At 38.3% G+C, this 23,992-nt stretch carries 29 protein-coding genes; 3 read left to right on the forward strand and 26 right to left on the reverse strand.

Features of this window, described 5'->3' with window-relative positions; all coding sequences use genetic code 11:
- Positions 1-136: 136 nt before the first annotated feature.
- Positions 137-1,516, forward strand: coding sequence for a cytochrome ubiquinol oxidase subunit I (locus tag EV201_RS08045; RefSeq protein ID WP_130307085.1), 1,380 nt, complete (start codon positions 137-139; stop codon positions 1,514-1,516).
- 124 nt (positions 1,517-1,640) lie between these two features.
- On the forward strand, positions 1,641-2,678 hold the full coding sequence (gene cydB / locus EV201_RS08050) for a cytochrome d ubiquinol oxidase subunit II (RefSeq protein ID WP_130307086.1): 1,038 nt from the start codon (positions 1,641-1,643) through the stop codon (positions 2,676-2,678).
- A gap of 134 nt (positions 2,679-2,812) precedes the next feature.
- On the opposite strand, the gene EV201_RS08055 is transcribed toward cydB, so the two are convergent.
- From EV201_RS08055 to ettA, 7 genes are all read right to left on the reverse strand, one after another.
- Positions 2,813-3,760 carry a DUF4249 domain-containing protein gene (locus tag EV201_RS08055; protein WP_165389621.1) on the reverse strand — a complete coding sequence of 316 codons (948 nt, stop codon included), beginning with the start codon at positions 3,758-3,760 and terminating at the stop codon, positions 2,813-2,815.
- A 24-nt stretch (positions 3,761-3,784) separates the two neighbouring features.
- Positions 3,785-6,199 carry a TonB-dependent receptor gene (locus EV201_RS08060; RefSeq protein ID WP_207224416.1) on the reverse strand — a complete coding sequence of 805 codons (2,415 nt, stop codon included), beginning with the start codon at positions 6,197-6,199 and terminating at the stop codon, positions 3,785-3,787.
- Positions 6,200-6,425: 226 nt separating this feature from the next.
- On the reverse strand, positions 6,426-7,931 hold the full coding sequence (hutH, locus tag EV201_RS08065) for a histidine ammonia-lyase (RefSeq protein WP_130307088.1): 1,506 nt from the start codon (positions 7,929-7,931) through the stop codon (positions 6,426-6,428).
- Positions 7,932-8,195: 264 nt separating this feature from the next.
- Positions 8,196-9,557: a histidine--tRNA ligase gene (gene hisS, locus EV201_RS08070; protein ID WP_130307089.1), complete on the reverse strand. Its 1,362-nt coding sequence runs from the start codon at positions 9,555-9,557 to the stop codon at positions 8,196-8,198.
- A 248-nt stretch (positions 9,558-9,805) separates the two neighbouring features.
- The gene (locus tag EV201_RS08075) at positions 9,806-10,141 is read right to left on the reverse strand and encodes a hypothetical protein (RefSeq protein ID WP_130307090.1); all 336 of its coding nucleotides are present in this window, start codon (positions 10,139-10,141) and stop codon (positions 9,806-9,808) included.
- A gap of 84 nt (positions 10,142-10,225) precedes the next feature.
- The gene (locus EV201_RS08080) at positions 10,226-10,576 is read right to left on the reverse strand and encodes a DUF4870 domain-containing protein (protein ID WP_130307091.1); all 351 of its coding nucleotides are present in this window, start codon (positions 10,574-10,576) and stop codon (positions 10,226-10,228) included.
- 95 nt (positions 10,577-10,671) lie between these two features.
- Entirely contained in the window at positions 10,672-12,360 is a 1,689-nt protein-coding gene (ettA, locus tag EV201_RS08085) for an energy-dependent translational throttle protein EttA (protein WP_130307092.1), read from the reverse strand.
- 300 nt (positions 12,361-12,660) lie between these two features.
- On the opposite strand from ettA, the gene EV201_RS08090 reads away from it, so the two are divergent.
- Positions 12,661-13,119, forward strand: coding sequence for a response regulator (locus EV201_RS08090; protein ID WP_130307093.1), 459 nt, complete (start codon positions 12,661-12,663; stop codon positions 13,117-13,119).
- Positions 13,120-13,192: 73 nt separating this feature from the next.
- On the opposite strand, the gene eno is transcribed toward EV201_RS08090, so the two are convergent.
- The 19 genes from eno to rplX form a co-directional block, all read right to left on the reverse strand.
- Positions 13,193-14,476 carry a phosphopyruvate hydratase gene (gene eno, locus EV201_RS08095; RefSeq protein ID WP_130307094.1) on the reverse strand — a complete coding sequence of 428 codons (1,284 nt, stop codon included), beginning with the start codon at positions 14,474-14,476 and terminating at the stop codon, positions 13,193-13,195.
- Between the two features lie 201 nt (positions 14,477-14,677).
- The gene (gene rplQ, locus EV201_RS08100; protein ID WP_130307095.1) at positions 14,678-15,163 is read right to left on the reverse strand and encodes a 50S ribosomal protein L17; all 486 of its coding nucleotides are present in this window, start codon (positions 15,161-15,163) and stop codon (positions 14,678-14,680) included.
- A 6-nt stretch (positions 15,164-15,169) separates the two neighbouring features.
- Positions 15,170-16,162: a DNA-directed RNA polymerase subunit alpha gene (locus EV201_RS08105; protein ID WP_130307096.1), complete on the reverse strand. Its 993-nt coding sequence runs from the start codon at positions 16,160-16,162 to the stop codon at positions 15,170-15,172.
- Positions 16,163-16,182: 20 nt separating this feature from the next.
- A complete protein-coding gene (gene rpsD, locus EV201_RS08110) occupies positions 16,183-16,791 on the reverse strand; it encodes a 30S ribosomal protein S4 (protein WP_129252929.1) in 609 nt (202 codons plus the stop codon).
- 123 nt (positions 16,792-16,914) lie between these two features.
- Positions 16,915-17,304, reverse strand: coding sequence for a 30S ribosomal protein S11 (gene rpsK, locus EV201_RS08115; RefSeq protein ID WP_129252927.1), 390 nt, complete (start codon positions 17,302-17,304; stop codon positions 16,915-16,917).
- A gap of 10 nt (positions 17,305-17,314) precedes the next feature.
- Positions 17,315-17,692, reverse strand: a complete 378-nt coding sequence (rpsM, locus tag EV201_RS08120; protein ID WP_129252925.1) for a 30S ribosomal protein S13 — start codon at positions 17,690-17,692, stop codon at positions 17,315-17,317.
- Positions 17,693-17,725: 33 nt separating this feature from the next.
- The gene (ykgO, locus tag EV201_RS08125; RefSeq protein WP_054714088.1) at positions 17,726-17,842 is read right to left on the reverse strand and encodes a type B 50S ribosomal protein L36; all 117 of its coding nucleotides are present in this window, start codon (positions 17,840-17,842) and stop codon (positions 17,726-17,728) included.
- 11 nt (positions 17,843-17,853) lie between these two features.
- Entirely contained in the window at positions 17,854-18,075 is a 222-nt protein-coding gene (gene infA, locus EV201_RS08130; RefSeq protein WP_054714084.1) for a translation initiation factor IF-1, read from the reverse strand.
- Positions 18,076-18,101: 26 nt separating this feature from the next.
- Positions 18,102-18,863, reverse strand: coding sequence for a type I methionyl aminopeptidase (gene map / locus EV201_RS08135; RefSeq protein ID WP_130307097.1), 762 nt, complete (start codon positions 18,861-18,863; stop codon positions 18,102-18,104).
- A 23-nt stretch (positions 18,864-18,886) separates the two neighbouring features.
- Positions 18,887-20,230: a preprotein translocase subunit SecY gene (secY, locus tag EV201_RS08140; RefSeq protein WP_130307098.1), complete on the reverse strand. Its 1,344-nt coding sequence runs from the start codon at positions 20,228-20,230 to the stop codon at positions 18,887-18,889.
- 9 nt (positions 20,231-20,239) lie between these two features.
- A complete protein-coding gene (gene rplO / locus EV201_RS08145) occupies positions 20,240-20,686 on the reverse strand; it encodes a 50S ribosomal protein L15 (protein WP_130307099.1) in 447 nt (148 codons plus the stop codon).
- Between the two features lie 25 nt (positions 20,687-20,711).
- Positions 20,712-20,888, reverse strand: a complete 177-nt coding sequence (gene rpmD / locus EV201_RS08150; protein ID WP_130307100.1) for a 50S ribosomal protein L30 — start codon at positions 20,886-20,888, stop codon at positions 20,712-20,714.
- Positions 20,889-20,898: 10 nt separating this feature from the next.
- Positions 20,899-21,408 (reverse strand): 30S ribosomal protein S5, encoded by a 510-nt coding sequence (gene rpsE / locus EV201_RS08155; RefSeq protein WP_130307101.1) that lies wholly within the window; start codon positions 21,406-21,408, stop codon positions 20,899-20,901.
- Between the two features lie 5 nt (positions 21,409-21,413).
- Positions 21,414-21,770: a 50S ribosomal protein L18 gene (gene rplR, locus EV201_RS08160; RefSeq protein WP_130307102.1), complete on the reverse strand. Its 357-nt coding sequence runs from the start codon at positions 21,768-21,770 to the stop codon at positions 21,414-21,416.
- 18 nt (positions 21,771-21,788) lie between these two features.
- Positions 21,789-22,343 carry a 50S ribosomal protein L6 gene (gene rplF / locus EV201_RS08165; protein ID WP_130307103.1) on the reverse strand — a complete coding sequence of 185 codons (555 nt, stop codon included), beginning with the start codon at positions 22,341-22,343 and terminating at the stop codon, positions 21,789-21,791.
- A 17-nt stretch (positions 22,344-22,360) separates the two neighbouring features.
- Positions 22,361-22,756: a 30S ribosomal protein S8 gene (rpsH, locus tag EV201_RS08170; RefSeq protein WP_125030248.1), complete on the reverse strand. Its 396-nt coding sequence runs from the start codon at positions 22,754-22,756 to the stop codon at positions 22,361-22,363.
- Between the two features lie 74 nt (positions 22,757-22,830).
- On the reverse strand, positions 22,831-23,100 hold the full coding sequence (gene rpsN / locus EV201_RS08175; RefSeq protein ID WP_130307104.1) for a 30S ribosomal protein S14: 270 nt from the start codon (positions 23,098-23,100) through the stop codon (positions 22,831-22,833).
- A gap of 4 nt (positions 23,101-23,104) precedes the next feature.
- Positions 23,105-23,659, reverse strand: a complete 555-nt coding sequence (gene rplE / locus EV201_RS08180) for a 50S ribosomal protein L5 (RefSeq protein WP_129252906.1) — start codon at positions 23,657-23,659, stop codon at positions 23,105-23,107.
- Complete coding sequence (gene rplX / locus EV201_RS08185; protein ID WP_129252904.1) at positions 23,659-23,982, reverse strand: 50S ribosomal protein L24; 324 nt, start codon at positions 23,980-23,982, stop codon at positions 23,659-23,661. Before rplX ends, rplE begins: the two co-directional genes overlap by 1 nt.
- Between the last annotated feature and the right edge of the window lie 10 nt (positions 23,983-23,992).

Consider the following 23,992-nt stretch of genomic DNA (forward strand, 5'->3'; position numbering starts at 1 on the left):
TTACATAAAATATAGAAGTTTAATGATTACAACAAAATCAAAAGATTAACTTTGTCTCAATAATCATTATTTTTTAAAGCTTGTTTTAATCAATATTCAAAACTAGCCCACGACATAGGGCATTAAAACATAAATCATGGACGTAGAAATATTAGCTCGTATCCAGTTCGCTTTCACCATTGCCTTTCATTATATCTACCCGCCACTTAGTATTGGTTTGGGAATGATGATGGTGATTTTCGAAAGCATGTATGTTCGATCTGGAAAAAAAGTGTACGAAACACTGGCCCGCTTTTGGACCAAAATATTTGCGCTAACTTTTGGAATTGGCGTTGCTACAGGCATCGTCATGGAATTTGAGTTTGGAACCAATTGGGCCATCTACTCAAAATATGTAGGTGATATTTTCGGATCAGCTCTGGCAGCCGAAGGGATTTTTGCCTTTGCTCTGGAGAGTGGTTTTCTGGGAATTCTTCTTTTCGGATGGAATCGCGTCAGTTCAAAAGTGCATCTAATTTCAACTATTGGAGTTTTCTTTGGCTCAATGTTTTCAGCTGTTTGGATCGTAGTAGCCAACTCGTGGCAACAAACGCCTGCTGGTTATCACATCGTAGGTGAAGGTATGAATGCCCGTGCTGAAGTCACAGACTTCTGGGCAATGGTGTTCAACCCATCCAGCGTCGATCGAATTTCCCATGTTTGGTTGGGGGCTCTGCTTGCAGGAGCATTTCTGGTTCTAAGTGTACACGCCTACTATTTGGTAAAAGGCAGACATATCGAGATCTCGAAAAAAGCATTTAAAATTGCTTTAGTGGCAGCTACTATCCTCTCATTAAGCCAATTGGCAACAGGACATAAATCAGCTGAAGGGGTTGCAAAAAACCAGCCTGCCAAGCTTGCTGCAATGGAAGGTCATTACGAAAAAAGTGCACCTGCCGATATGTATATTATGGGTTGGGTCGACCAGGACAAACAAGAAGTCAGCGGTATAAAAATTCCGGGAGGTCTATCCTTTCTACTGGATTACGATTTTGAGGCTCCTGTAACCGGACTAAATGCATTTCCAAAAGAAGATCAACCATCACAAGTCAACGCCGTTTTCCAATTCTATCACATTATGGTGGCTATTGGCATGGCGCTCATAGGTCTTACTCTCATAGCCTGTTTTTACTGGTGGCGAGGCAGATTATTCGAACAAAAATGGCTACTTGTCACATTTGTTTTCGCAGTCTTTTTACCTCAAATTGCCAATCAAACAGGGTGGTTTGCTGCCGAAATGGGAAGACAACCCTGGGTGGTTTATGGCTTGCTCCGAACTTCAGATGCCTTTTCACAAGCGGTCTCAGCTAATCAAATATGGTTCTCACTGATCATGTTTTTCTTTATCTATGCACTCCTTTTTGTTTTATTTATCTATATCCTAAACAAAAAGATACAGCACGGACCTTACGATGAACATGATTCTGAAAATCGCCCTTTAACAAAAGGCATTGAAGAAGTAATTATTAAAAACTAAAGTGAAAAGGAGAACGGTTAAGCTAAGATCAAAGAATATCTGATAGCAAACAACCGACTCCAAACACAAATTATAATTCACGTCCTAATCCTTTTGAAAGGAACAGGACATATAATATAAACATATGGAAACTCTATTCGGATTGGATTATCAAACCTGGTGGTTTTTAGTTGTAGGTGGTGTTTTTTCGGGCTATGCCATATTGGATGGTTTTGATTTTGGAGCGGGTGCCTGGCACTTGTTCCTAAGAAAAGAAAAAAGCCGTCGTATCGCTATGAATGCAGTGGGTCCCGTTTGGGATGGTAACGAGGTTTGGTTGGTTATTGGAGGGGGTGCCTTATTTGCAGGATTCCCTATTGCATATGCCAGTTTACTCTCAGCCATGTACACCCCATTTATGCTCTTTTTATTTTTCATCATCTTTCGTGCAGTATCCATCGAATTCCGAGGGAAGGAAGAAATGAAATGGTGGCGAAAACTTTGGGATGTGGTCTACAGCTTTTCAAGTATCATGCTGGGTTTTCTTTTAGGCGTGGTATTGGGCAATGTCTTGATGGGGATTTCTATAGATGCCAACCACAACTACAATGGCGACGCTTTGCTTAGCTTTCTAAACCCATATTCCATACTCATGGGATTGACAAGTTTAAGTCTGTTTATGTCACACGGTGCCATTTATTTGCTATTGAAAACAGAAGGTAAATTGTACGAACGCCTGGCGGTTTTGCAAAAGTATGCCATGGCTGCTTTCATCACCGTTTTTGCACTCACTTCGGTATATACCTTGCTTTACGCACCTCACTTGAGTGATAAACTCATGACAATGCCAGCGAGTTTAATTTTACCAGTACTGGTTGTATTAAGCATTGCTAATATTCCACGATTGACACATAAGAAAAAATACCTTCAGGCATTTCTTTTCTCATCACTTTGTATCAGTTTTATGCTCTTGCTTTGTGCTCTGGAAGTCTATCCAAACCTACTGATTTCATCAATAAGCCCTGAAAATAATATTGATATTTACAATGCGGCCTCATCCTTAAAATCATTAAAAATTATGATGATTATTGTCGCAATTGGTACACCTTTGGTTTTAGGTTATACCTTTTTTGTATACAAAACCTTTAGCGGCAAGGTTAAAATTGATGAAACAAGTTATTAAAGAGTCAAAAAAGGCGAAAGGTCGAAAAACTTAAAGATTAATTAATGATTGACTTTATTCTTTAGATCTCTAGATACTGAAATACAAAAAGAGCTGCAATCGACAATGATTACAGCTCTTTTTGTATTTAATGACTATTGGTTGATAGTGATGGTTTGAGTTCTTTGTACGGAAGAAATAATAAAATAGCCCAAAGCATCATCATCGAGTGTTTGCCCCCCTATCCGCTTAACATTGCTTCGCAAAGGTGCAGGTGGTGGTGAAAACTGAGTCCCTTCATTATCCCTTTGTTCCTCTGCCAGGCGTAAAAAGTCATAAGATCCTCTGGATATTACATGCTGTTTTATAAAGTAACGCTCTCCGGGGATAACATTCTGATCGAATTGTGTTTCTGATTCCCCAACAGAGGTATACACATTACTTCCAAAAAGAAGACCTGAATAGGAATACGAATAAGTCACATCTCTAGGATTTTCAGAATCACTCCAATCTGTATAAGATTCCACTTTGAACAACTCCCAACAGAAATAAAAGTATCCATCTTCAACATACTTGGGTTCAAAATTGATGTAATACCCCTCATCCTCATCTATCGAACTATTGGCATCCTTATACTCAACAAAAATTTTTGGTGCATACGCATAGTCTGTGACTTCTTGAGCTGTTGATTCATATTCCTCACCATCGGCTGTTTTAATAGACAAGATATAAGACGTATTCTGTTCCAGGTTTTTCCGGATTTCATAGCGTCCATTCTTTTCATCAGCGACTTCTTTTCCAGTATTGGGATCGTAAACCAATGGTACTGTATAAGCCAATGGAAACGCATTCCCTTTATTGTCCTTCAAAATCACCTGAGCATCTTTAACGACAGGATAATTCTGTGTTTCAAAATAAGGGACAGATTTTGTCAGGCGAACCGTTTGAAGACGCTCCTCGCCCGCTTCTCCTGGTTCACCGATCAACCAACCGTCAACAACCAATTTAGTTCCTACAGATGGCAAATCCAACTCAATTTGTTTCTCACATCCCGTTAGAATGATAACAGTAAGCAAGACCAGATATGTAAATTTATTTTGCATTTTTTCAATCTCCATTATTTGTGACTAGAAGCTAAAATTATAAGTGATGGTAGGTACAGGTTTTCCAATAATAGAAAACTGCCAGGCTTCGGTACTGTTTCCTTTTTGATTTCCTACCCAATTGTCTTCACTCTCTTTAAAATAAACCGAATAGGCATTCTGCCTGCTGTAAAGGTTGGTTATTCCAAAATTCCAACTTCCTTGCCAGCTCTGATTCGGTCTTTTCTTTTTACACATATAGGTAAAAGATACATCCAGTCGGTGATAGGCTGATAGACGCGCGCCATTACGATTGATGTAATGCGCATAGGTATTTCCCTGAAATTCGTATTTTCCGTAAGGATAAGTCGCAGGTCGACCACTCATCAGAATAAAATTAGTTGCAACCGACCATCTATCGTTCAAATCGTAATTCGCAACCACTTTTAAATCGTGTGTTTTGTCGTAATCAGCAGGAAAATAGTCACCGTTATTTATCTGGGTACTTGGGAAAATCTCACCAGTCTCATTATTCATTAAACCCGCTACTTTTTTCTCAGTTCTCGACAAAGTATAAGCAATCCATCCCGTTAAACGGCCCTCTTTTTTACGGACACTAAATTCCAGCCCATAAGCTCTGCCCTGTGCATCGAGCAATTCGGTTTCGATAGTATTGTTCAGCAACAAATGAGCCCCATATTTGTATTCCACCAAATCGTAAAATTTCTTGTAATACGCTTCAATCGACGTTTCGAACATATTATTTCCAAGATTGTGGAAATAGCCCAATGCGATCTGATCAACCTTAGCAGGTTTGATATGCTTGCCTGTAGGCACCCAAATATCAAGCGGTGTCGGTGCGGTTGTATTTGAGATTCGGTGCAAATATTGGCAGGTTCTGTTATAACTTGCTTTTACCGAATTCACATCGCTAAGTGCATACTTAATTGCCAAACGAGGTTCGAAATTGAAGTAATTCTGAATGATCTCATTCTTACCATACATCTTCGCCCCCGTTACGCTAGCTTTCTCCTTTGGAACACCGCTTTTGTAAGTAAAAACCGTTTGGTCTCCAAGACTTGAAAAATTGGATAGCCTTAAACCATATTGCAGAGTCAGGCTGCTGCCTATATTTTGTTCCACCGCAGCATAGGCTGACGATTCGAGACCGTACCCTTTCTCAAGTTTATTGAACTCGATGATGGATCCCTTTACCGGGTTCAACTCTCCGGGATTAAAGATGTAATAGGTACTCCCAAAACCAAATTTATATTTCAGGTCAGGATTGGGGAAGTAAGAAAAATCAGCCTTTAAATTCATATTCTTAATGCTGGAAATCCACTCAAAGCCCAAACTTCCCTCGGGCACACTAATCGAATAATCAAAATTACTATAAATGGCCGTAAAATTTGAAAAGAGTTTTTTGTTGAAAAGATGATTCCAACGAATGGTCCCTGTTGTATTTCCCCAATGAGAATCGAATTCCTTACCAAACTTAAACACATCGTTTCCAAAATAACCTGAGATAAAAAGACGATTGTTATCGTTGAATTTATGATTGATCTTGGCATTCAGATCATAGAAATAAACCGTATTATCTTTCATATCAGGATTCATGCGAAGCAAAACATCGGCATAAGATCGTCTGCCCGCCAGCATAAAAGAGGTTTTATCTTTTTTAATGGGGCCTTCAAGCGTCAATCGACTGCTGACAATACCAATTCCTCCACTTCCTGAAAAACGTTTACTGTTGCCCTCTTTCTGGCGCACATCCAATACCGAAGACAAGCGGCCGCCATACTGTGCAGGGATACCACCCTTGTACAATTGAAAATCCTTTACGGCATCGCCATTAAATACTGAGAAAAAACCAAACAGGTGGGCCGAGTTAAAAACCGGTGCTTCATCCAAAAGAATCAGGTTCTGATCGGTACCTCCACCCCTTACGTTAAAACCGGTACTACCTTCACCAACCGATGTTACACCGGGTAACAGTTGCAAGGTCTTGATAATATCAACCTCACCCAGAAAATGAGGCAATTTTTTAACGATACTCACTGGTAGACGCTCAACACTCATCTGCACCGAAGACACATTTTGATCTTTTTTAGCAGCCGTAACCGTCACATCTTTCAGTTCTATGCCATCGGCATTCAGTTCAATATTTACAGTGGTATTCCGAGTCAAATCAATTTCCCTGAGAATAGGTGAATAACCAATAAAACTAAACAAAACCTTATATTTACCGGGAGCCAGTGATAAAGAGAAAAAACCATACTCGTTGGTTGCTGTCCCCACCATAAGATCCTGAATACTTATTGTAGCACCAATAAGAGCTTCTCCATTTGAGCCGTCTTTGATATAACCACTCAGGGTTTGTTTTTCCTGCGCCCGTATCTCACTACCAACAAATCCTGAAAAAAGGAAAAGGAGCAGCATTAAACCAATAGTCTTCTTCATAAAACCAATAATAGATAACATTTTAATATTCTAAATGTAATGACATCTGACAAATAACGAACACGTATTAGAAAAGAAGAAAAACTTACTGAGTTTTCACTTCTATTTTCAAAACTTTAAGTCTTGATCCTTTTGTCACCTGATAGTCAATAAAAAAGGCCATCCATAAGGACGGCCTTCAATTTTATATCGATTTAATGAGATTTTATTCTCACTCTTATCAAATCTAGTTTTCAGCACCTTCGAATTTTCCTGCTGCAAGAAATTCAATTGCTGCTTCGATATCCTTATACATCACTCTATCCTTGTCGTTGAAAGTAACGGCAGATCTGAATTCTTCAAGGAATGATTCCAAAAATGGAGATGATTTGCCCGGACGACGTAAATCAACTGCCTGAGCTGCGTTCATCAACTCGATAGCAAAAATACGCTCTACATTATCAGCCACCAATAAAGATTTAGTTGCTGCGTTACTACCCATACTCACGTGATCTTCCTGCTCGTTTGAAGAAGGAATTGAATCAACTGAACATGGTGTACACAATTGCTTATTCTGACTAACGATAGAAGCCGCTGCATACTGAGGAATCATAAATCCGGAATTCAATCCTGAATCAGAAATCAAGAACTCAGGAAGGTCTCTGTCACCAGAAATCAAACGGTAAGTTCTACGCTCCGAAATACTACCAAGCTCCGCCAAAGCAATACAAAGGAAGTCAAGAACCAAAGCCAATGGCTGTCCGTGGAAGTTACCACCAGACAAGATCATATCCTCTTCGATAAAGATTGTTGGGTTATCGGTTACTGAATTGATTTCAGTTTCTACAACGCTGGCAACATAGTTAATGGCATCTTTAGAAGCACCATGAACCTGAGGCATACAACGGAATGAATAAGGGTCCTGAACATTCTTCTTCTCCTTAGCGATAAACTCACTGCCTTCAAGAAGTGTGCGGATGTTACGAGCGGTTTCAATTTGTCCGTTGTGAGGACGCGCTTCGTGAATTGGAGCTAAGAAAGGATCGATTCGTCCATCGTAACCTTCCAATGAAATCGCACCAATAATATCAGAATACTTCACCAATTTGAAAGCCTTAAGCAAAGCGTAAACAGCATGCGAACTCATAAACTGAGTACCATTCAATAAAGCCAAACCTTCTTTAGCACCCAATTTGATAGGCTCCCATCCAAACATCTTAAGAATTTCAGCAGAAGGACGGATTTCATCTTCATAAATCACTTCACCTTCACCAAATAATGGCAAGAATAAGTTAGCCAAAGGAGCCAAATCACCTGATGCACCCAATGATCCTAAATGACGAACCACAGGAAGCACATCGCTATTGTACATATCGATGATACGCTGAACGGTTTCAAGCTGAACACCTGATTTACCCATAGAAAGTGCGTGAGCCTTTAATAAAAGCATCAAACGAATCACATCCTCAGGAATAACATTACCCAAGCTACAAGCGTGAGACATCACCAGGTTAGATTGAAGCTGACTTAAATCCTCTTCAGGAATAGAGATCTTACAAAGCGATCCAAAACCCGTTGTAATACCATAAATTGGCTTCTCAGCATTTGCAATGGTGTTATCAAGATAAGCTTTACAGTCAAGAATCAACTTCTTTGATTCTTCGGATAATTCAAGCTTGTATCCGTTTTCAAGAATTTCTTCAATTTTAGAGAACGTTAGTCTCTCCGGGCTAATAAAATGTGTGTTAGACATGTTGTGTATTTTTATTTAGTATTTTTTGTTTTAAATGTATTTCAAAAGCGATAAACGGATACAAGATATCCATCCATCAACATATCAATAATGAGAATATCTCATCATTAAAACTTAGACAGGCAAAACTCAGGGGCAACGAATGTCGCCTCCGATACTTTCAGCTGCTCTCTCTTGTAATACTTTAAATATCATTCAATTCTAAATATTTTATTCACACCTCAAAGGCATGTCTTTTTAATCAATCATCGTTAGACGCGCAAGCTAAGCCAATTTTTTAACTAAGTCGTCAACACTTAGCTTTATTTGCTCACCTGTTTCCATATCTTTCAAACTTAGCAGGCCTTCTTCCATCTCACTTTCGCCAACCATAATCACAAACGAAATATGCTTATCGTTGGCATAGTTCATTTGCTTTTTCATTTTTGCAGACTCAGGGAAAATTTCAGCTTTTACACCATTGGCTCTCAATTTTGCTAAGATAGGCAAGCAATATTTTTCTTCCTTCTCGCCAAAATTAACAAACATAGCTTTGGTTGTATTAACGGTTTCAGCCGGGAAACGATCCATTTGTTCCAACACATCGTAAATACGATCGGCACCAAACGAAATACCCACACCCGAAACATCCTTCAATCCAAAAATACCCGTTAAGTCGTCGTAACGACCACCTCCTGTAATACTTCCGAATTCCATATCTTTCGATTTTACTTCGAAAATGGCACCGGTATAATAATTCAAACCACGAGCAAGTGTCAAGTCCAACTCAACCTCAGTGGTCACATCCAAATCATTCAAATAATTGAAAACCGTTTCCAGTTCTTCAATACCTTTCATCCCCACTTCTGATGCCGATAGAATTTCCTTAAGCTTGTTCAACTTGTCGGCATTGCTTCCTGATAAAAGAATAATGGGTTGAAGCGTATCAATGGCTGCTTGAGGAATACCCTTTTCAAACATCTCCTTGTTCACATTGTCCAGTCCAATTTTATCCAGCTTGTCAATGGCAACCGTAATGTCAATAATTCTTTCAGCCTCGCCAATAATCTCGGCAATACCTGCCAAAACCTTGCGGTTGTTCAGTTTCACAAGCACATTAAGATTCAATTTCTTGTAAACCTGATCAACAATCTGAATTAACTCCACTTCATTCAAAAGAGAATTGCTACCCACCACATCAACGTCGCACTGATAGAATTCGCGATAACGTCCCTTTTGCGGACGATCGGCTCTCCAAACAGGCTGAATTTGGTAACGCTTAAAAGGGAAAGAAATATCGTTGCGATGCTGCACAACGTAACGCGCAAATGGCACGGTTAAATCGTAACGCAGCCCTTTATCGCTAATCTTAGTCGTTAATTTAGTTGAGTTTCGAGCTTCCAGAACTTCAGGTCTTACCTTTGATATATAATCACCTGAGTTTAGAACCTTAAACAACAACTTATCGCCTTCTTCGCCATATTTTCCCATAAGGGTCGATAAATTTTCCATCGATGGCGTTTCGATAGGCATAAAACCATACAGTTGAAACACCTCTTTAATGGTATCGAATATGTAGTTTCGTTTCACCATTTCAACAGGTGAGAAATCTCTCGTTCCCTTAGGAATTGACGGTTTTTGAGCCATTTCTTTACTTTTATTTGGTTAATGTTCTCTTTTAATATGAATTCAAACCTCAATCCTCCTCTTTAGCTTAAGCAAAAAAACGAAGACCTCCGCCTGATGCTTTAAATATGAGTCTTAATCAGGTATTCATATTGTGCTACAAAAATATCAATTATTTTCAGAGTTCCCAGCCTTTGTATAAAAGCTCTCTTACCAGACTTTAAAGCAAAAAAAAAGTATCAGCAAACTGATACTTGTATAAAGCTGAATTAAGATCGATTTACTCGCCGAAATATATTGGCAAAGAAATCGAGCAGCATTCCAAGTATTAAGGGATAATACCATACTTTCGATTCGAACCCCATAAGCAGAACAACCGAACCGATGAATAAAACATTAACCGTTGTTTTGGTATATTCAAACACTCCCCAGCTACTGAAACCTTGCTTTATTAATAAGAAAAGCTGTACAAAAGCATAGGTTAGTAAGCCTGCCGATATAATGATATTCCCATACGAAAGGTGATTGTATAAACGATAACCACCAATAAAGATTAAAGCCAATCCGATAAAATAGATCAGTTTTAAAGTTGAAAAAGAAGACATAAAAATGATGTGATGATGTGTTAATTTGATAATGTACTCGTTATGAGCCAAGTTTAAACATATTTGCTAAGTCGAATCGAAGCGCTATTGAATAAACTTAATCGTCATTGGGTATTCAAACTCTTCGTCGTTTAGGGTTTTAACAACAGCCATAATAACAAAAATCAGTTGCAATAAGCCCAATATTATTAAAGCAAAAATGCCAATTATAACAAAAATCAGAATACCTGCTGCAAACATGTAGAGTGTGAACGAAATCTGGAAATTCAAAGCCTTTTTACCTTCGCGGTCAACCAGGGCCGAACTGTCCTTGCGCATGCTCCATAAAATAAGAGGAACGATGATATGTCCCAGCGGGATGAAATAAGCCAAACCACCTAAATGGCAAAACATCGCCCAATTTCTCTCTTCGTGTGGCGTTCTAAAATAGTTCATGCTTTTCTGTTTTAAATTACTTATGTCAAAAATACAAAAACAAAGGGAAGAAAACCAATCTGGCTTCTTCCCTCAATCTTTAAAACAAGCTAAAATTAATCAGCCAGTAATTTTTTGTATCGAATACGCTTAGGCCCTTCATCGCCCAGTCGTTTCTTTTTATTAATCTCGTAATCGCTGTACCCCCCTTCGAAGAAATGCACATGCGAGTCGCCTTCAAAAGCCAGAATATGGGTTGCAATTCGATCGAGAAACCAACGGTCGTGAGAAATAACCACGGCACAACCTGCAAAGCTTTCCAAACCTTCTTCAAGAGCACGAAGCGTGTTTACATCAATATCATTGGTTGGCTCATCCAGTAGCAGCACGTTGGCTTCTTCTTTTAGCGTTAAAGCCAGGTGCAAGCGATTACGCTCACCACCGGAAAGCACACCACATTTCTTTTCCTGATCGGCTCCGGTAAAGTTAAAGCGGCCCACATAAGCACGGGCGTTGATGGTTCGTCCGCCAACATTAATTAAATCGCCACCACCTGAAATCACTTCGTAAACCGATTTCTCAGGATCGATCTCGGCATGTTGCTGATCAACGTAACCCACTTTCACGGTTTCACCCACCTCGAAAGTTCCCTTATCAGGTTGCTCAAGTCCCATAATCATTCTGAACAGAGTGGTTTTACCTGCCCCATTAGGACCAATCACACCCACAATACCTGCTGGTGGCAATTCGAACTCCAAATCTTCGTATAAAAGTTTTGAATCGAAACCTTTTGATACACCCTGCACCTGAATCACCTTGTTCCCCAAACGAGGACCATTAGGAATGAAGATCTCCAGCTTTTCTTCCTTTTGCTTTAAATCTTCGTTCATCATATTATCGTAGGCATTCAAACGCGCCTTGTTTTTTGCCTGGCGTGCTTTAGGTGCCATACGCACCCACTCCAACTCGCGTTCAAGTGTTTTACGGCGCTTACTAGCCGTTTTCTCTTCCATGGCCATACGTTGGGTCTTCTGATCCAACCACGAACTGTAATTCCCTTTCCATGGAATTCCTTCCCCACGGTCAAGTTCAAGAATCCATCCCGCAACATTATCCAGGAAGTAACGGTCGTGAGTGATACTGATAACGGTTCCTTTATACTGCGCCAGGTGTTGCTCCAGCCATTCTACGGATTCAGCATCCAGGTGGTTAGTGGGCTCATCAAGCAATAGGATATCCGGCTCCTGTAACAACAAACGACAAAGGGCAACACGTCGTCGCTCTCCTCCTGACAAATGCTTAACCAAAGCATCTCCTTCAGGGCAACGCAAAGCATCCATGGCGCGCTCCAGCTTGGTATCCAGATTCCAGGCATCGAAATGATCAATCTTCTCTTGTAGATCAGCTTGTTCATCCATGACAGCTTGCATCTTGTCCGGATCTTCCAATACATCAGGATCAGCAAACTTCAGATTAACCGCTTCATAAGCTGCCAGGCAATCAACAATTTCCTGAACCCCTTCTTCAACAATTTCTCTTACGGTTTTAGCATCGTCCAATTCGGGTTCCTGAGCCAGGTAACCAATGTTGTGATCTTTCGACCAAACCACATGCCCATCAAACGAAGGTTCGATACCCGCTATAATTTTTAGCAAAGTAGATTTACCTGAACCATTTAAACCGATGATACCAATCTTTGCTCCGTAAAAGAAAGAAAGGTTGATATTATTCAATACTTTTTTCTGAGATGAAAAGGTTTTGCTCACCCGATCCATCGAAAAGATAATCTTCTTATCGTCTGCCATTTATTTATTATTTATCACTATTTCAAGATTTAAATCAATTGATAATGAAAATCAAACCCTATCGTTGGCAATTCATTAATCAATCTCACACAAAAATAAAAAAACAAATGAAGCGATCAATTCCCAAAGGCTGATAGAAATCGTAAATTAGAAGAATATTTAGTCAAAGGGAACGAAAGCGTTTGAAATAATATTATGAAAATATTTTAGTGAATAAGATTTTAAATTATCATATAAATTCCTAATTTTAGTCTGTAATCAGTCTAAAACTAATTTCTAACTCGGCTATTTAAAATATATATGGAAAAAATCGAACGTGTTTGTTGGGAAGAAAATATCGATTCTTGTACTGTCGTTAAAACGGAGCTAGAAAAAAGAAATATTCCAATGAAGGAAGCTAAAATCTTGTTAGTAGAAGATAAGATTAGCAATAGAAAGACGATTGAAATTTATTTAAGATCGAGAGTCGGAAAAGTCGAAGTCGCAGAAAATGGCAAAGAAGCCGTTGAGATGTTTACCGAGAACAAATACGATATGATCCTAATGGATATACAAATGCCAATTATGGGAGGTATTGAAGCAGCTCAACACATTAGAGAAATAGAAGCTGACAGGGATTACCGTGTGCCTATCATTGCATTTAGTGCCAACTACTTTTCATCGGACAAGGAAACATCTATTGAAGTAGGTATGGATGCATATATTTCTAAGCCATTTCAATCGAAAACACTTTTTAATTTGATGGAAGAATATATCTAAGATATTTCTACACTATAACGCAAAAAAAAGGAGCCTTAAGGCTCCTTTTTTTATATATTCAGTGTGCTACAAATTAGCATCCGAAAATTGCATTCTCACCCAATTCTTCTTCGATACGAAGCAATTGGTTGTACTTAGCCATACGATCAGAACGACTCAAAGAACCCGTCTTAATCTGTCCAGCGTTAGTTGCAACAGAAATGTCAGCGATAGTCGCATCTTCAGTTTCACCTGAACGGTGAGAAGTTACTGAAGTGTAACCTGCACGGTGAGCCATTTCAATAGCGTTTAAGGTCTCAGTTAAAGTACCAATTTGGTTTACTTTAATCAAGATAGAATTAGCCGCTTTAAGCTCGATACCTTTAGCCAAATAATCTGTGTTAGTAACGAATAAATCGTCACCTACCAACTGACACTTGTCACCGATAAACGCATTAAGAGCAACCCAACCATCCCAGTCACCTTCGTCCATACCGTCTTCGATTGAATCGATAGGATACTTAGCGATCAATTCAGCTAGGTAAGCAGCTTGCTCTTCAGAGTTTCTTTTAACACCATTAGGTTCGAAAATGCTGTAATCATATACACCATCCTTGTAAAACTCAGAAGAAGCACAGTCCATAGCGATAGAAACATCACCACCATCTTCTTTACGACCTGGCTTGTAACCTGCATTTTTAATAGCAGTTAGAATACAGTCAATTGCCTCTTCAGTACCAGCTAACATTGGAGCGAAACCACCTTCGTCACCAACTGCAGTAGAAAGACCTTTACCTTTAAGAACTTTAGCAAGAGCGTGAAATACTTCAGCACCCATTCTTAAAGCCTCACGGAATGAAGGCGCACCAATAGGACGGATCATGAACTCCTGGAATGCGATAGTCGCATCAGAGTGAGATCCACCATTGATGATATTCATCATTGGAACTGGAAGTACATTAGCATTAGTACCACCAATGTAACGATACAATGGCATACCTGAATATAAAGCAGCAGCTTTAGCAGTAGCCAAAGAAACACCTAACATAGCATTTGCACCCAAGTTAGATTTAGTCTTTGTTCCGTCAAGTGCAATCATGGCTTTATCAATAGCAACCTGATCTGTTGCATCCATACCAATCAAAGCCTTTGCAATAACGTTATTTACGTTATCAACAGCTTTTAACACACCTTTACCTAAATAACGAGACTTATCGCCGTCACGAAGCTCTAAGGCTTCATTTTCACCAGTTGAAGCTCCTGAAGGAACACCGGCACGACCCATAAAACCACTAGCAAGAGTTACTTCAACTTCGATAGTAGGATTTCCACGTGAATCAAGAATTTCACGACCGTGAATGTTTACAATTTCTGACATAACTTACGGTATTAAAAATTATAATAGTAATGATAGTATCTTATTTATTATCAATCCTAAAGTTCACCAATTTAAACCACTTATGCATAAAATATTGATAAAAATTATCGTGGAATCTATGCAAACGTTAGCAAAATCTTTAGGGCACTAAAAAAGGGATAAAGCTTAACTTTATCCCTCTTGTTATATGAAAAGCTTAGATTACTCTTCGCCTTTTTCTTCTGTAGCTTCTGGAGCTTCAACTTCAGCAGGAGCATCAGCTTTCTTAGTGCTTTTTCTTCTACGAGTTGTTTTCTTAGCTTCAGCTTTTTTCTCAGATACATAAGTCTCGTTGTAATCTACTAGCTCAATAATACACATTTCTGCGTTATCGCCTAAACGATTACCAGTTTTAAGAATACGAGTATAACCTCCGTTACGAGTCGCAACCTTAACTGAAACTTCTCTGAATAACTCAGTAACGGCTTCTTTTTGCTTTAAGTAGCTAAAAACAACACGTCTTGAGTGAGTAGTATCTTCCTTACTCTTAGTAATCAATGGCTCTACATACATTTTTAAAGCCTTAGCTTTAGCAGTAGTTGTACTGATTCTTTTGTGTAAGATTAAAGAAGACGCCATATTTGAAAGCATAGCCTTTCTGTGGGCAGCTTTTCTTCCTAGGTGATTGAATCTTTTTCTATGTCTCATTTTACCTTATTCCTTATCTAATTTATACTTAGAAATATCCATACCGAAAGTAAGATTCAATGACTCTAATAGGTCATCTAACTCGGTTAAGGATTTCTTACCAAAGTTTCTAAATTTCAATAGGTCGTTTCTGTTGAATTGAACAAGTTCTCCTAATGTATCTACATCAGCAGCTTTCAAGCAATTCAATGCTCTAACAGAAAGATCCATATCTACCAATTTAGTTTTAAGAAGTTGGCGCATATGCAATACTTCTTCATCAAACTCTTCGTTTGCAAACTTCTCATCAGTGTCAAGAGTAATCTTTTCATCTGAGAATAGCATGAAGTGATAAATCAGAATTTTAGCCGCTTCTTTCAACGCTTCTTTTGGATGAATAGAACCATCAGTTGTAATTTCAAAAACTAATTTTTCGTAATCAGTTTTTTGCTCTACACGGTAATTCTCAACATCAAACTTAACGTTCTTAATTGGTGTGTGAATAGCATCAATTGGAATGACTCCAAACTCAGCATCTACGGGTTTATTCTCTACAGAAGGAATATAACCACGACCTTTATTGATAGTTAAATCCAATTGTAATTTGGCAGAGCTATCCATTCTGCAAATCACAAGTTCTGGATTCAACACTTCGAAACCGGTTAGGAACTTGTTAATATCGCCTGCTGTAAAAGTTTCTTGATCCGAAATGGTAACAGTTACCAACTCGCTGTCAACTTCTTCAACTTTTTGTTTAAACCGAACTTGTTTTAAGTTCAGGATCATTTCGGTTACATCCTCAATAATACCTGGTACTGTAGAGAACTCATGATCAACACCCTGAATTTTGATAGTAGTAATTGCATACCCCTCAAGAGAAGAAAGTAAAATTCTTCTTAAGGCGTTACCAATTGTAATACCATATCCAGGCTCTAATGGACGAAATTCGAATTTTCCGAATCTATCGTCTGCGTCGAGCATAATAACTTTGTCCGGTTTTTGGAAAGCTAATATTGCCATAAAATATTGATTAACTATTTTTATTTAGAATACAATTCAACGATTAACTGCTCCTTGATGTTCTCAGGAATTTCAGTTCTTTCTGGAATGTTTAAAAACTTACCGCTTAGTGAAGTTTGATCCCATTCCAACCAAGATGCTTGGTTGTATCTTGCAGTAGATAAAGAATCGGTAATAGCAATTAAAGACTTCGATTTTTCACGAACTCCTACGATATCCCCGGCTTTTACTGAAAATGAAGCGATATTACAAACCTGACCGTTCACAGTAATGTGTTTATGGCTAACCAACTGACGTGCAGCTGATCTTGTTGGAGCAACACCTAATCTGTAAACAACGTTGTCTAAACGACACTCTAGGAGTTGTAACAATACCTCACCAGTAATACCCTTACTTCTTGCGGCCTTTTTAAATAAGTTAGAGAATTGCTTTTCCAATACACCGTAAGTGTATTTTACTTTTTGCTTCTCTTTCAACTGAACCCCGTATTCAGACATCTTAGATCTTCTACGGCTATTACCGTGCTGTCCTGGAGGGTAGTTTTTATTTTCAAATGCCTTGTCAGGTCCAAAAATTGGCTCTCCAAATTTTCTAGCAATTTTACTCTTTGGTCCTATATATCTAGCCATCTCTTATTAAATTTAATTTTTACGTTAAGTGACTTAAAAAGTTATCGGTTTTAAAAAGTGCCGCTGTTCTTGAGAGGATATCAAAAGAAAAAAAAACCGAACAAAATTTAAGTTGAATTTTAATTATACTCTACGTCTTTTTGGAGGTCTACAACCATTATGTGGTAGTGGAGTAACATCGATGATTTCTGCGATATCAATTCCGCAAGCATTTACTGCACGGATAGCAGATTCACGTCCGTTACCTGGACCTTTAACGTATACTTTAACTTTTCTCAAACCTAGGTCATGAGCTACTTTAGCACAATCGGTTGCCGCTTGTTGAGCAGCATATGGAGTGTTCTTCTTAGAACCTCTAAATCCCATTTTACCGGCCGATGACCAAGAAATAACCTGACCACTGTTATTGGTCATTGAGATAATAATGTTGTTGAATGATGAGTGGATGTGCACTTGTCCTAGTGCTTCAACCTTCACAACTTTCTTTCTAACTGATACAGACTTCTTTGCCATAACTTAACAATTATTTAGTCGCTTTCTTTTTGTTTGCAACTGTTTTTCTCTTACCCTTTCTAGTACGGGAGTTGTTTTTAGTTCTCTGTCCACGTAAAGGTAAACCAACACGATGACGAATACCACGATAGCAACCAATGTCCATCAAACGCTTAATGTTCAATTGATTTAGAGAACGTAATTCACCCTCTACCTTGAAGTTAGCATTAATAGCTTGACGAATTCTTCCTGCTTCATCATCTGTCCAGTCCTTAACTTTAGTATCGTAGCTAACACCAGCTTCATCAAGGATTTGTTTAGCGGCGCTTCTACCAATTCCAAAGATGTAAGTTAAACTAATAACTCCTCTTTTGTTTTGAGGCAAATCGACTCCAACAATTCTAGCCATAAAATTTATTTATTTATTTACAAGTTAACTTAATTATCCTTGACGTTGTTTAAACTTAGGATTCTTTTTATTAATCACATACAAACGTCCTTTTCTTCTAACGATCTTACAATCTTCAGAACGTTTCTTTACAGATGCTCTTACCTTCATTTTATCGAAATTTAATTTTTGTATCTAAAAGTAATGCGCCCTTTAGTAAGATCGTATGGCGACATTTCCACTTTAACCTTATCCCCAGGCAAGATCTTAATATAGTGCATTCTCATTTTCCCGGAGATATGAGCTGTAATCACATGTCCGTTCTCAAGTTCTACACGAAACATTGCATTTGATAATGCTTCGGTAATGGTACCGTCTTGTTCTATTGAAGGCTGTTTAGCCATAAGTAATAATTGTATTATATGTTATTTTATTCCTCAATAAATTCAAAACTGGACAGGATTTGAGCTTGTCCATTTCGTACCACCACAGTATGTTCGAAATGTGCAGAGGGTTGCCCGTCTGCTGTTACAATTGCCCAACCATCTTCATCCTGGTAGACTTCTTTTTTACCGAGATTTACCATTGGTTCAATCGCTATTACTAAGCCATTTCTCAATTTCAATCCCCGGTGTTGTTTACCAAAATTTGGAACCTGTGGATCTTCGTGCAAATCCTTACCAATTCCGTGTCCTACCATTTCTCTTACGACAGAAAAACCATGTTTTTCTGCATGTTTCTGAATGGCATAGCCGATGTCTCCCAAATGGTTTCCTTCGACTGCATTAGTTATGCCTTTATAAAGAGCTTCCTTAGTTACTTTTAGTAACGATTTAATTTCAGGTTTTACCTCCCCTACGCTGAAAGTGTATGCTGAATCGCCATAAAAACCATTTAACAACACACCACAATCGCAAGATAAAATATCCCCTTCTTTCAACTCATAGAAAGACGGAATACCATGCACAACTTGCTTGCCAACTGACATGCAAAGAGTGTTTGGAAATCCATCGTAACCAAGAAATCCTGGCTGTCCGCCATTATCTCTTATATATTCTTCTGCAATTTGATCTAACTTTAGAGTCGATATGCCGGGGCATATTCTCTTTGAGATTTCCCCAAGAGTCTTGGCCACCAGCATGTTACTCTCTTTAAGTAACGCTATCTCCTCCTCAGTCTTGTAAAAAATCATTTTGCAAAGAAAGCAAAAATATTTTAATAAGCAGCAGCTCCCGCCGGAGATTTGCCTTTTATTCTTCCAGACTTCATCAAACCGTCATAGTGACGCATCAATAAATGACTCTCGATTTGTTGCAGAGTATCTAAAACAACACCTACTAAAATCAATAATGAAGTCCCTCCGAAGAATTGAGCAAAACCACTATTTATACCACCCAACATTGCAAAGGCAGGCATAATTGCAACCCAACCTAAGAATAGAGATCCCGGTAAAGTGATACGAGACATTACAGTATCTAAGAAATCAATGGTTTTCTTTCCTGGTTTAATACCTGGAATAAAACCACCATTCTTTTTCATATCCTCAGCCATTTGCGTTGGATTAACTGTAATTGCAGTATAAAAATAAGTAAACAACACAATCATTACAAAGAACAAAGCATTGTAATAAAATCCTGTATAGTTACTCAAAGCAGCAGCTACTCCTGATAATGAATCAGAACTCGCGTAGTTCACAAATGCCATTGGCAAGAACATAATAGCCTGAGCAAAGATGATTGGCATTACACCAGCTGCATTCACTTTTAAAGGAATGTACTGACGAACACCACCATACTGTTTGTTACCAACAATACGCTTAGCATATTGTACTGGAATCTTTCTTGTTCCTTGTACTAACAAAATTGTCAGTGCAAATACAACAAACAAAATCACAATTTCAAGTACAAGTAGAATTAATCCACCACCTTGTCCTTCTAATCTTGATCCAAGTTCAGCGAAAAAGTTAAAAGGCAAACGCGCAATAATACCAATCATGATGATGATAGAAATACCGTTACCAATTCCCTTATCAGTAATCTTTTCACCCAACCACATGATAAACATGGATCCGGCTGCAAGAATAGCTACTGAAGATGCTGTAAAGAACCAGCCTTTCAAAATGAAAGCCGTCTCAGGCAATTGCGAATGTAGGTTTAATAAATATCCTGGTGCTTGAAGAACAAGGATGACAACAGTTAAATAACGTGTAATCTGATTGACTTTACGTTGACCACTCTCACCTTCTTTTTGTAAACGTTGAAAGTAAGGAACAGCTATTCCCATCAACTGAATAACGATGGATGCAGAAATGTATGGCATGATACCAAGGGCAAAAATTGAGGCATTCGAGAATGCACCCCCTGAAAACATATCCAACAAACCTAAAACACCGTCTTTAGTTTGAGATTTTAACGCGCCTAAGTGAGCTGGGTCTATCCCCGGCAACACGATCATGGTTCCTAAACGGTAAACCAATAGAAGAGCTAAAGTTGTTAAGATTCTTGATCTTAAATCTTCAATCTTCCAGATGTTCTTCAATGTATCTATTAAACCTTTCATTATCTAATCTTACAATTTAACAACAGTTCCTTCTACTGCTTCAATCGCTGATTGAGCAGATTTCGAGAACGCATGAGCTTTAACTTCAAGCTTAGCAGATAAAACACCATTACCTAAAACTTTGATTTTGTCATTTTTGCCACACATTCCTGCGTTAACTAAAACTTCAACATCAATAGTAGTAAGGTTGTTTTTCTCAGCTAAAACTTGCAATACTTCAACATTAATAGCTTTGTACTCAACTCTATTAATGTTCTTAAATCCAAACTTAGGTACTCTTCGTTGTAAAGGCATTTGACCACCTTCGAAACCAACTTTTTTAGAGTATCCAGATCTTGACTTTGCACCTTTATGTCCTCTGGTTGAGGTACCACCTCTACCAGATCCTTGTCCGCGACCTATTCTTTTAGTTGTCTTAACAGAACCAGCTGCGGGTTTTAAGTTACTTAAGTCCATAATATATATATGCTATTAACAATTATTATTCTTCAACGGTAACTAGGTGACTTACCTTTGCAACCATTCCTTTAATTTGAGGTGTAGCCTCATGCTCAACAGTACCATTGATCTTTTTCAATCCCAATGCTTCTAAGGTTTTCTTTTGGCGAGCACTACTCCCAATTTTACTCTTAACTTGGGTAATTTTAATCTTAGCCATTTCCTTTAGTTTAACCGTTAAACACTTTATCTAATGAAACACCTCTATGATCAGCTACAGTATGTGCATCTCTCAATTCAGCAAGAGCTGCAATAGTAGCTTTCACAAGGTTGTGAGGGTTAGATGATCCTTTTGACTTTGCAAGTACATCAGTTACACCAACACTCTCAAGTACGGCACGCATTGCACCACCAGCTTTTACCCCGGTACCATGAGAAGCAGGCTTAATGAAAACCTCTGCTCCACCAAAACGTGCAAGTTGCTCGTGAGGAATAGTTCCTTTAAGGACTGGTACCTTAATAAGATTTTTCTTGGCAGCGTCAATACCTTTTGAAATTGCAGTAGTAACCTCGTTAGCTTTTCCAAGCCCCCAACCTACTAATCCATTCTCGTTTCCAACAACAACAATTGCTGAAAAGCTAAAAGTACGTCCACCTTTTGTTACTTTAGTAACACGGTTAATAGCAACCAGTTTATCCTTAAGTTCTGCGTCGCTAGTCTTAATATTCTTCTCTGCCATAATTCTTAAAATTTAAGGCCACCTTTACGAGCAGCGTCCGCTAAAGATTTAATTCTACCATGGTATAAGTAACCATTTCTATCAAATACTACTTCAGAAATACCTGCAGTTGCAGCTTTCTCAGCAATTGCTTGCCCTACGAATTCTGCTTGCTCTGTTTTAGAACCATTCTTCTCAGTAATTTCTTTTACTAGAGATGAAGTTGATACTAAAGTCTTTCCAGTAATATCATCTATAATCTGTACTGAAATCTGCTTATTTGAACGAAAAACTGACATTCTTGGTCTTTCGGCAGTTCCAGAAATTGACTTACGAACTCTTCTTTTAATTCTAAGTCTTCTTTCGCGCTTAGTTAAAGCCATAATTTACTGTTTTAGAAATTATTTACCCGCAGATTTACCAGCTTTTCTTCTTAGCTGCTCTCCAACAAATTTAACACCTTTTCCTTTATACGGCTCAGGTTTTCTGAAAGAACGAATCTTTGCAGCAACCTGTCCAATCAATTGCTTATCGCAACTCTCAAGAGTAATAATTGGATTTGCACGTTTGTCGGTAACAGCTTCCACTTTTACCTCTGGTGCAATTTCCATATGAATCAAGTGAGAGTAACCTAAAGCCAACTCCAAGATCTGTCCGTTAGAAGTCGCACGATAACCAACACCTACAAGCTCTTGCTTAGTTGTATATCCTTCAGAAACACCAACAACCATGTTGTTGATTAATGAACGATAAAGACCATGCATTGCTTTATGAGGTTTTTGATCAGTTGGACGCTCTAGAACGATAGAGTTATCTTCAACAGTTACTTTGATTTCAGGATTAACCTGTTGGGTTAATTCACCTTTAGGCCCTTTAACCACTACTGAATTATCTTTATTTACCTTTACTTCAACTCCGGCAGGCAAAACGATAGGTGATTTTCCAATTCTTGACATCTTTTTTCCTCCCTTTATTAGTAAACGAAACACAATACTTCACCACCAACATGCTTTTGGCGAGCTTCCTTGTCTGTCATTACTCCCTGAGAAGTAGAAAGGATAGCAATACCTAAGCCGTTAAGTACGCGAGGTAGTTCAGTAGCTCCACAATATTTTCTTAAACCTGGCTTTGACACACGCTTAAGATCCTTAATTGCTGGAATCTTAGACTCTGGATGATATTTCAAAGCAATTTTAATCTTGCCTTGCAAACCATCATCCTCAAATTTGTAATTAAGGATATATCCTTTATCCTTAAGAATTTTTGTCATTTCTTTTTTCACGTTTGATGCAGGAATTTCAACCACTTTGTGGTTAGCCATAATTGCATTTCTTAAACGTGTAAGAAAATCTGCTATTGGATCTGTCATTTTTATAAAAAATTAAATTGATCCCGATTGCTCGGGACAATATTTAACAATTGTTCTTTTACAAACGTTGTTGGTTACCAACTTGCCTTTCTAACACCTGGGATCAAACCAGCTGAAGCCATTTCACGGAAAGTGATACGACTTAAACCGAATTGTCTCATGTATCCCTTAGGACGACCAGTTAACTTACATCTGTTATGCAATCTAACAGGTGAAGAATTTTTAGGTAAACGACTAAGACCGATATAGTCACCTTCCTCTTTTAATTTAGCTCTTTTGGCAGCGTATTTTTCTACTAATTTCTGACGCTTAACTTCACGAGCTTTCATTGATTCTTTAGCCATCGTATTACTTTTTAATGTTTTTAAATGGTAATCCAAATTCTTTCAAAAGAGCATAGGCTTCTTCGTCGGTATTTGCTGAAGTAACAAAGGTAATATTCATACCCATAATCTTATTCACTTCATCAAGAATGATTTCAGGGAAAATGATTTGCTCTTCAATACCTAAAGTATAGTTTCCACGTCCATCAAGTTTACTATTAATACCTTTGAAGTCACGGATACGTGGTAAAGCAACACGAATTAATTTCTCAAGAAATTCGTACATACGCTCACGACGTAAGGTTACAGTAGTACCAATTGGCATACCTTTACGTAACTTAAAGTTAGAAATATCTTTAGACGATAGAGTTGATACTGCTTTCTGTCCAGTGATAGAAGTTAATTCGTTCAATGAGAACTCAAGAACTTTCTTGTCAGCAATTGCTTGTCCAACACCTTGATTAAGTACTATCTTCGTTAATCTAGGAACTTGCATTACAGATTTGTAGTTGAATTCCTTCATTAAAGCTGGAACAACTTCCTCTGTATACTGTTTTCTAAGAGATGGTGTATAACTCATTACTTAATCTCCTCCCCTGACTTTTTAGCGTATCTAACTAATTTGTTATTGTCATTCAATTTTCTACCAATACGGGAAGCTTTCCCGGTAGAAGGATCCTTCACATTCAAATTTGAAATGTGAATTGGAGCCTCTTGCTTAATAATACCGCCTTGAGGGTTAGCTGCGTTAGGCTTAGTGTGTTTAGAAATCATGTTAACACCTTCAACGATCGCGCGTTGTTTGTCAACAAGAACTTCTAATACTTTACCTTCCTGGCCTCTAGATTCCCCTGCGTTTACAATTACGGTATCACCCTTTTTAATATGTAACTTTTTTCGCATTGTTCTAAGT

The sequence above is a fragment of the Ancylomarina subtilis genome, from assembly GCF_004217115.1.
GTDB lineage: Bacteria > Bacteroidota > Bacteroidia > Bacteroidales > Marinifilaceae > Ancylomarina > Ancylomarina subtilis.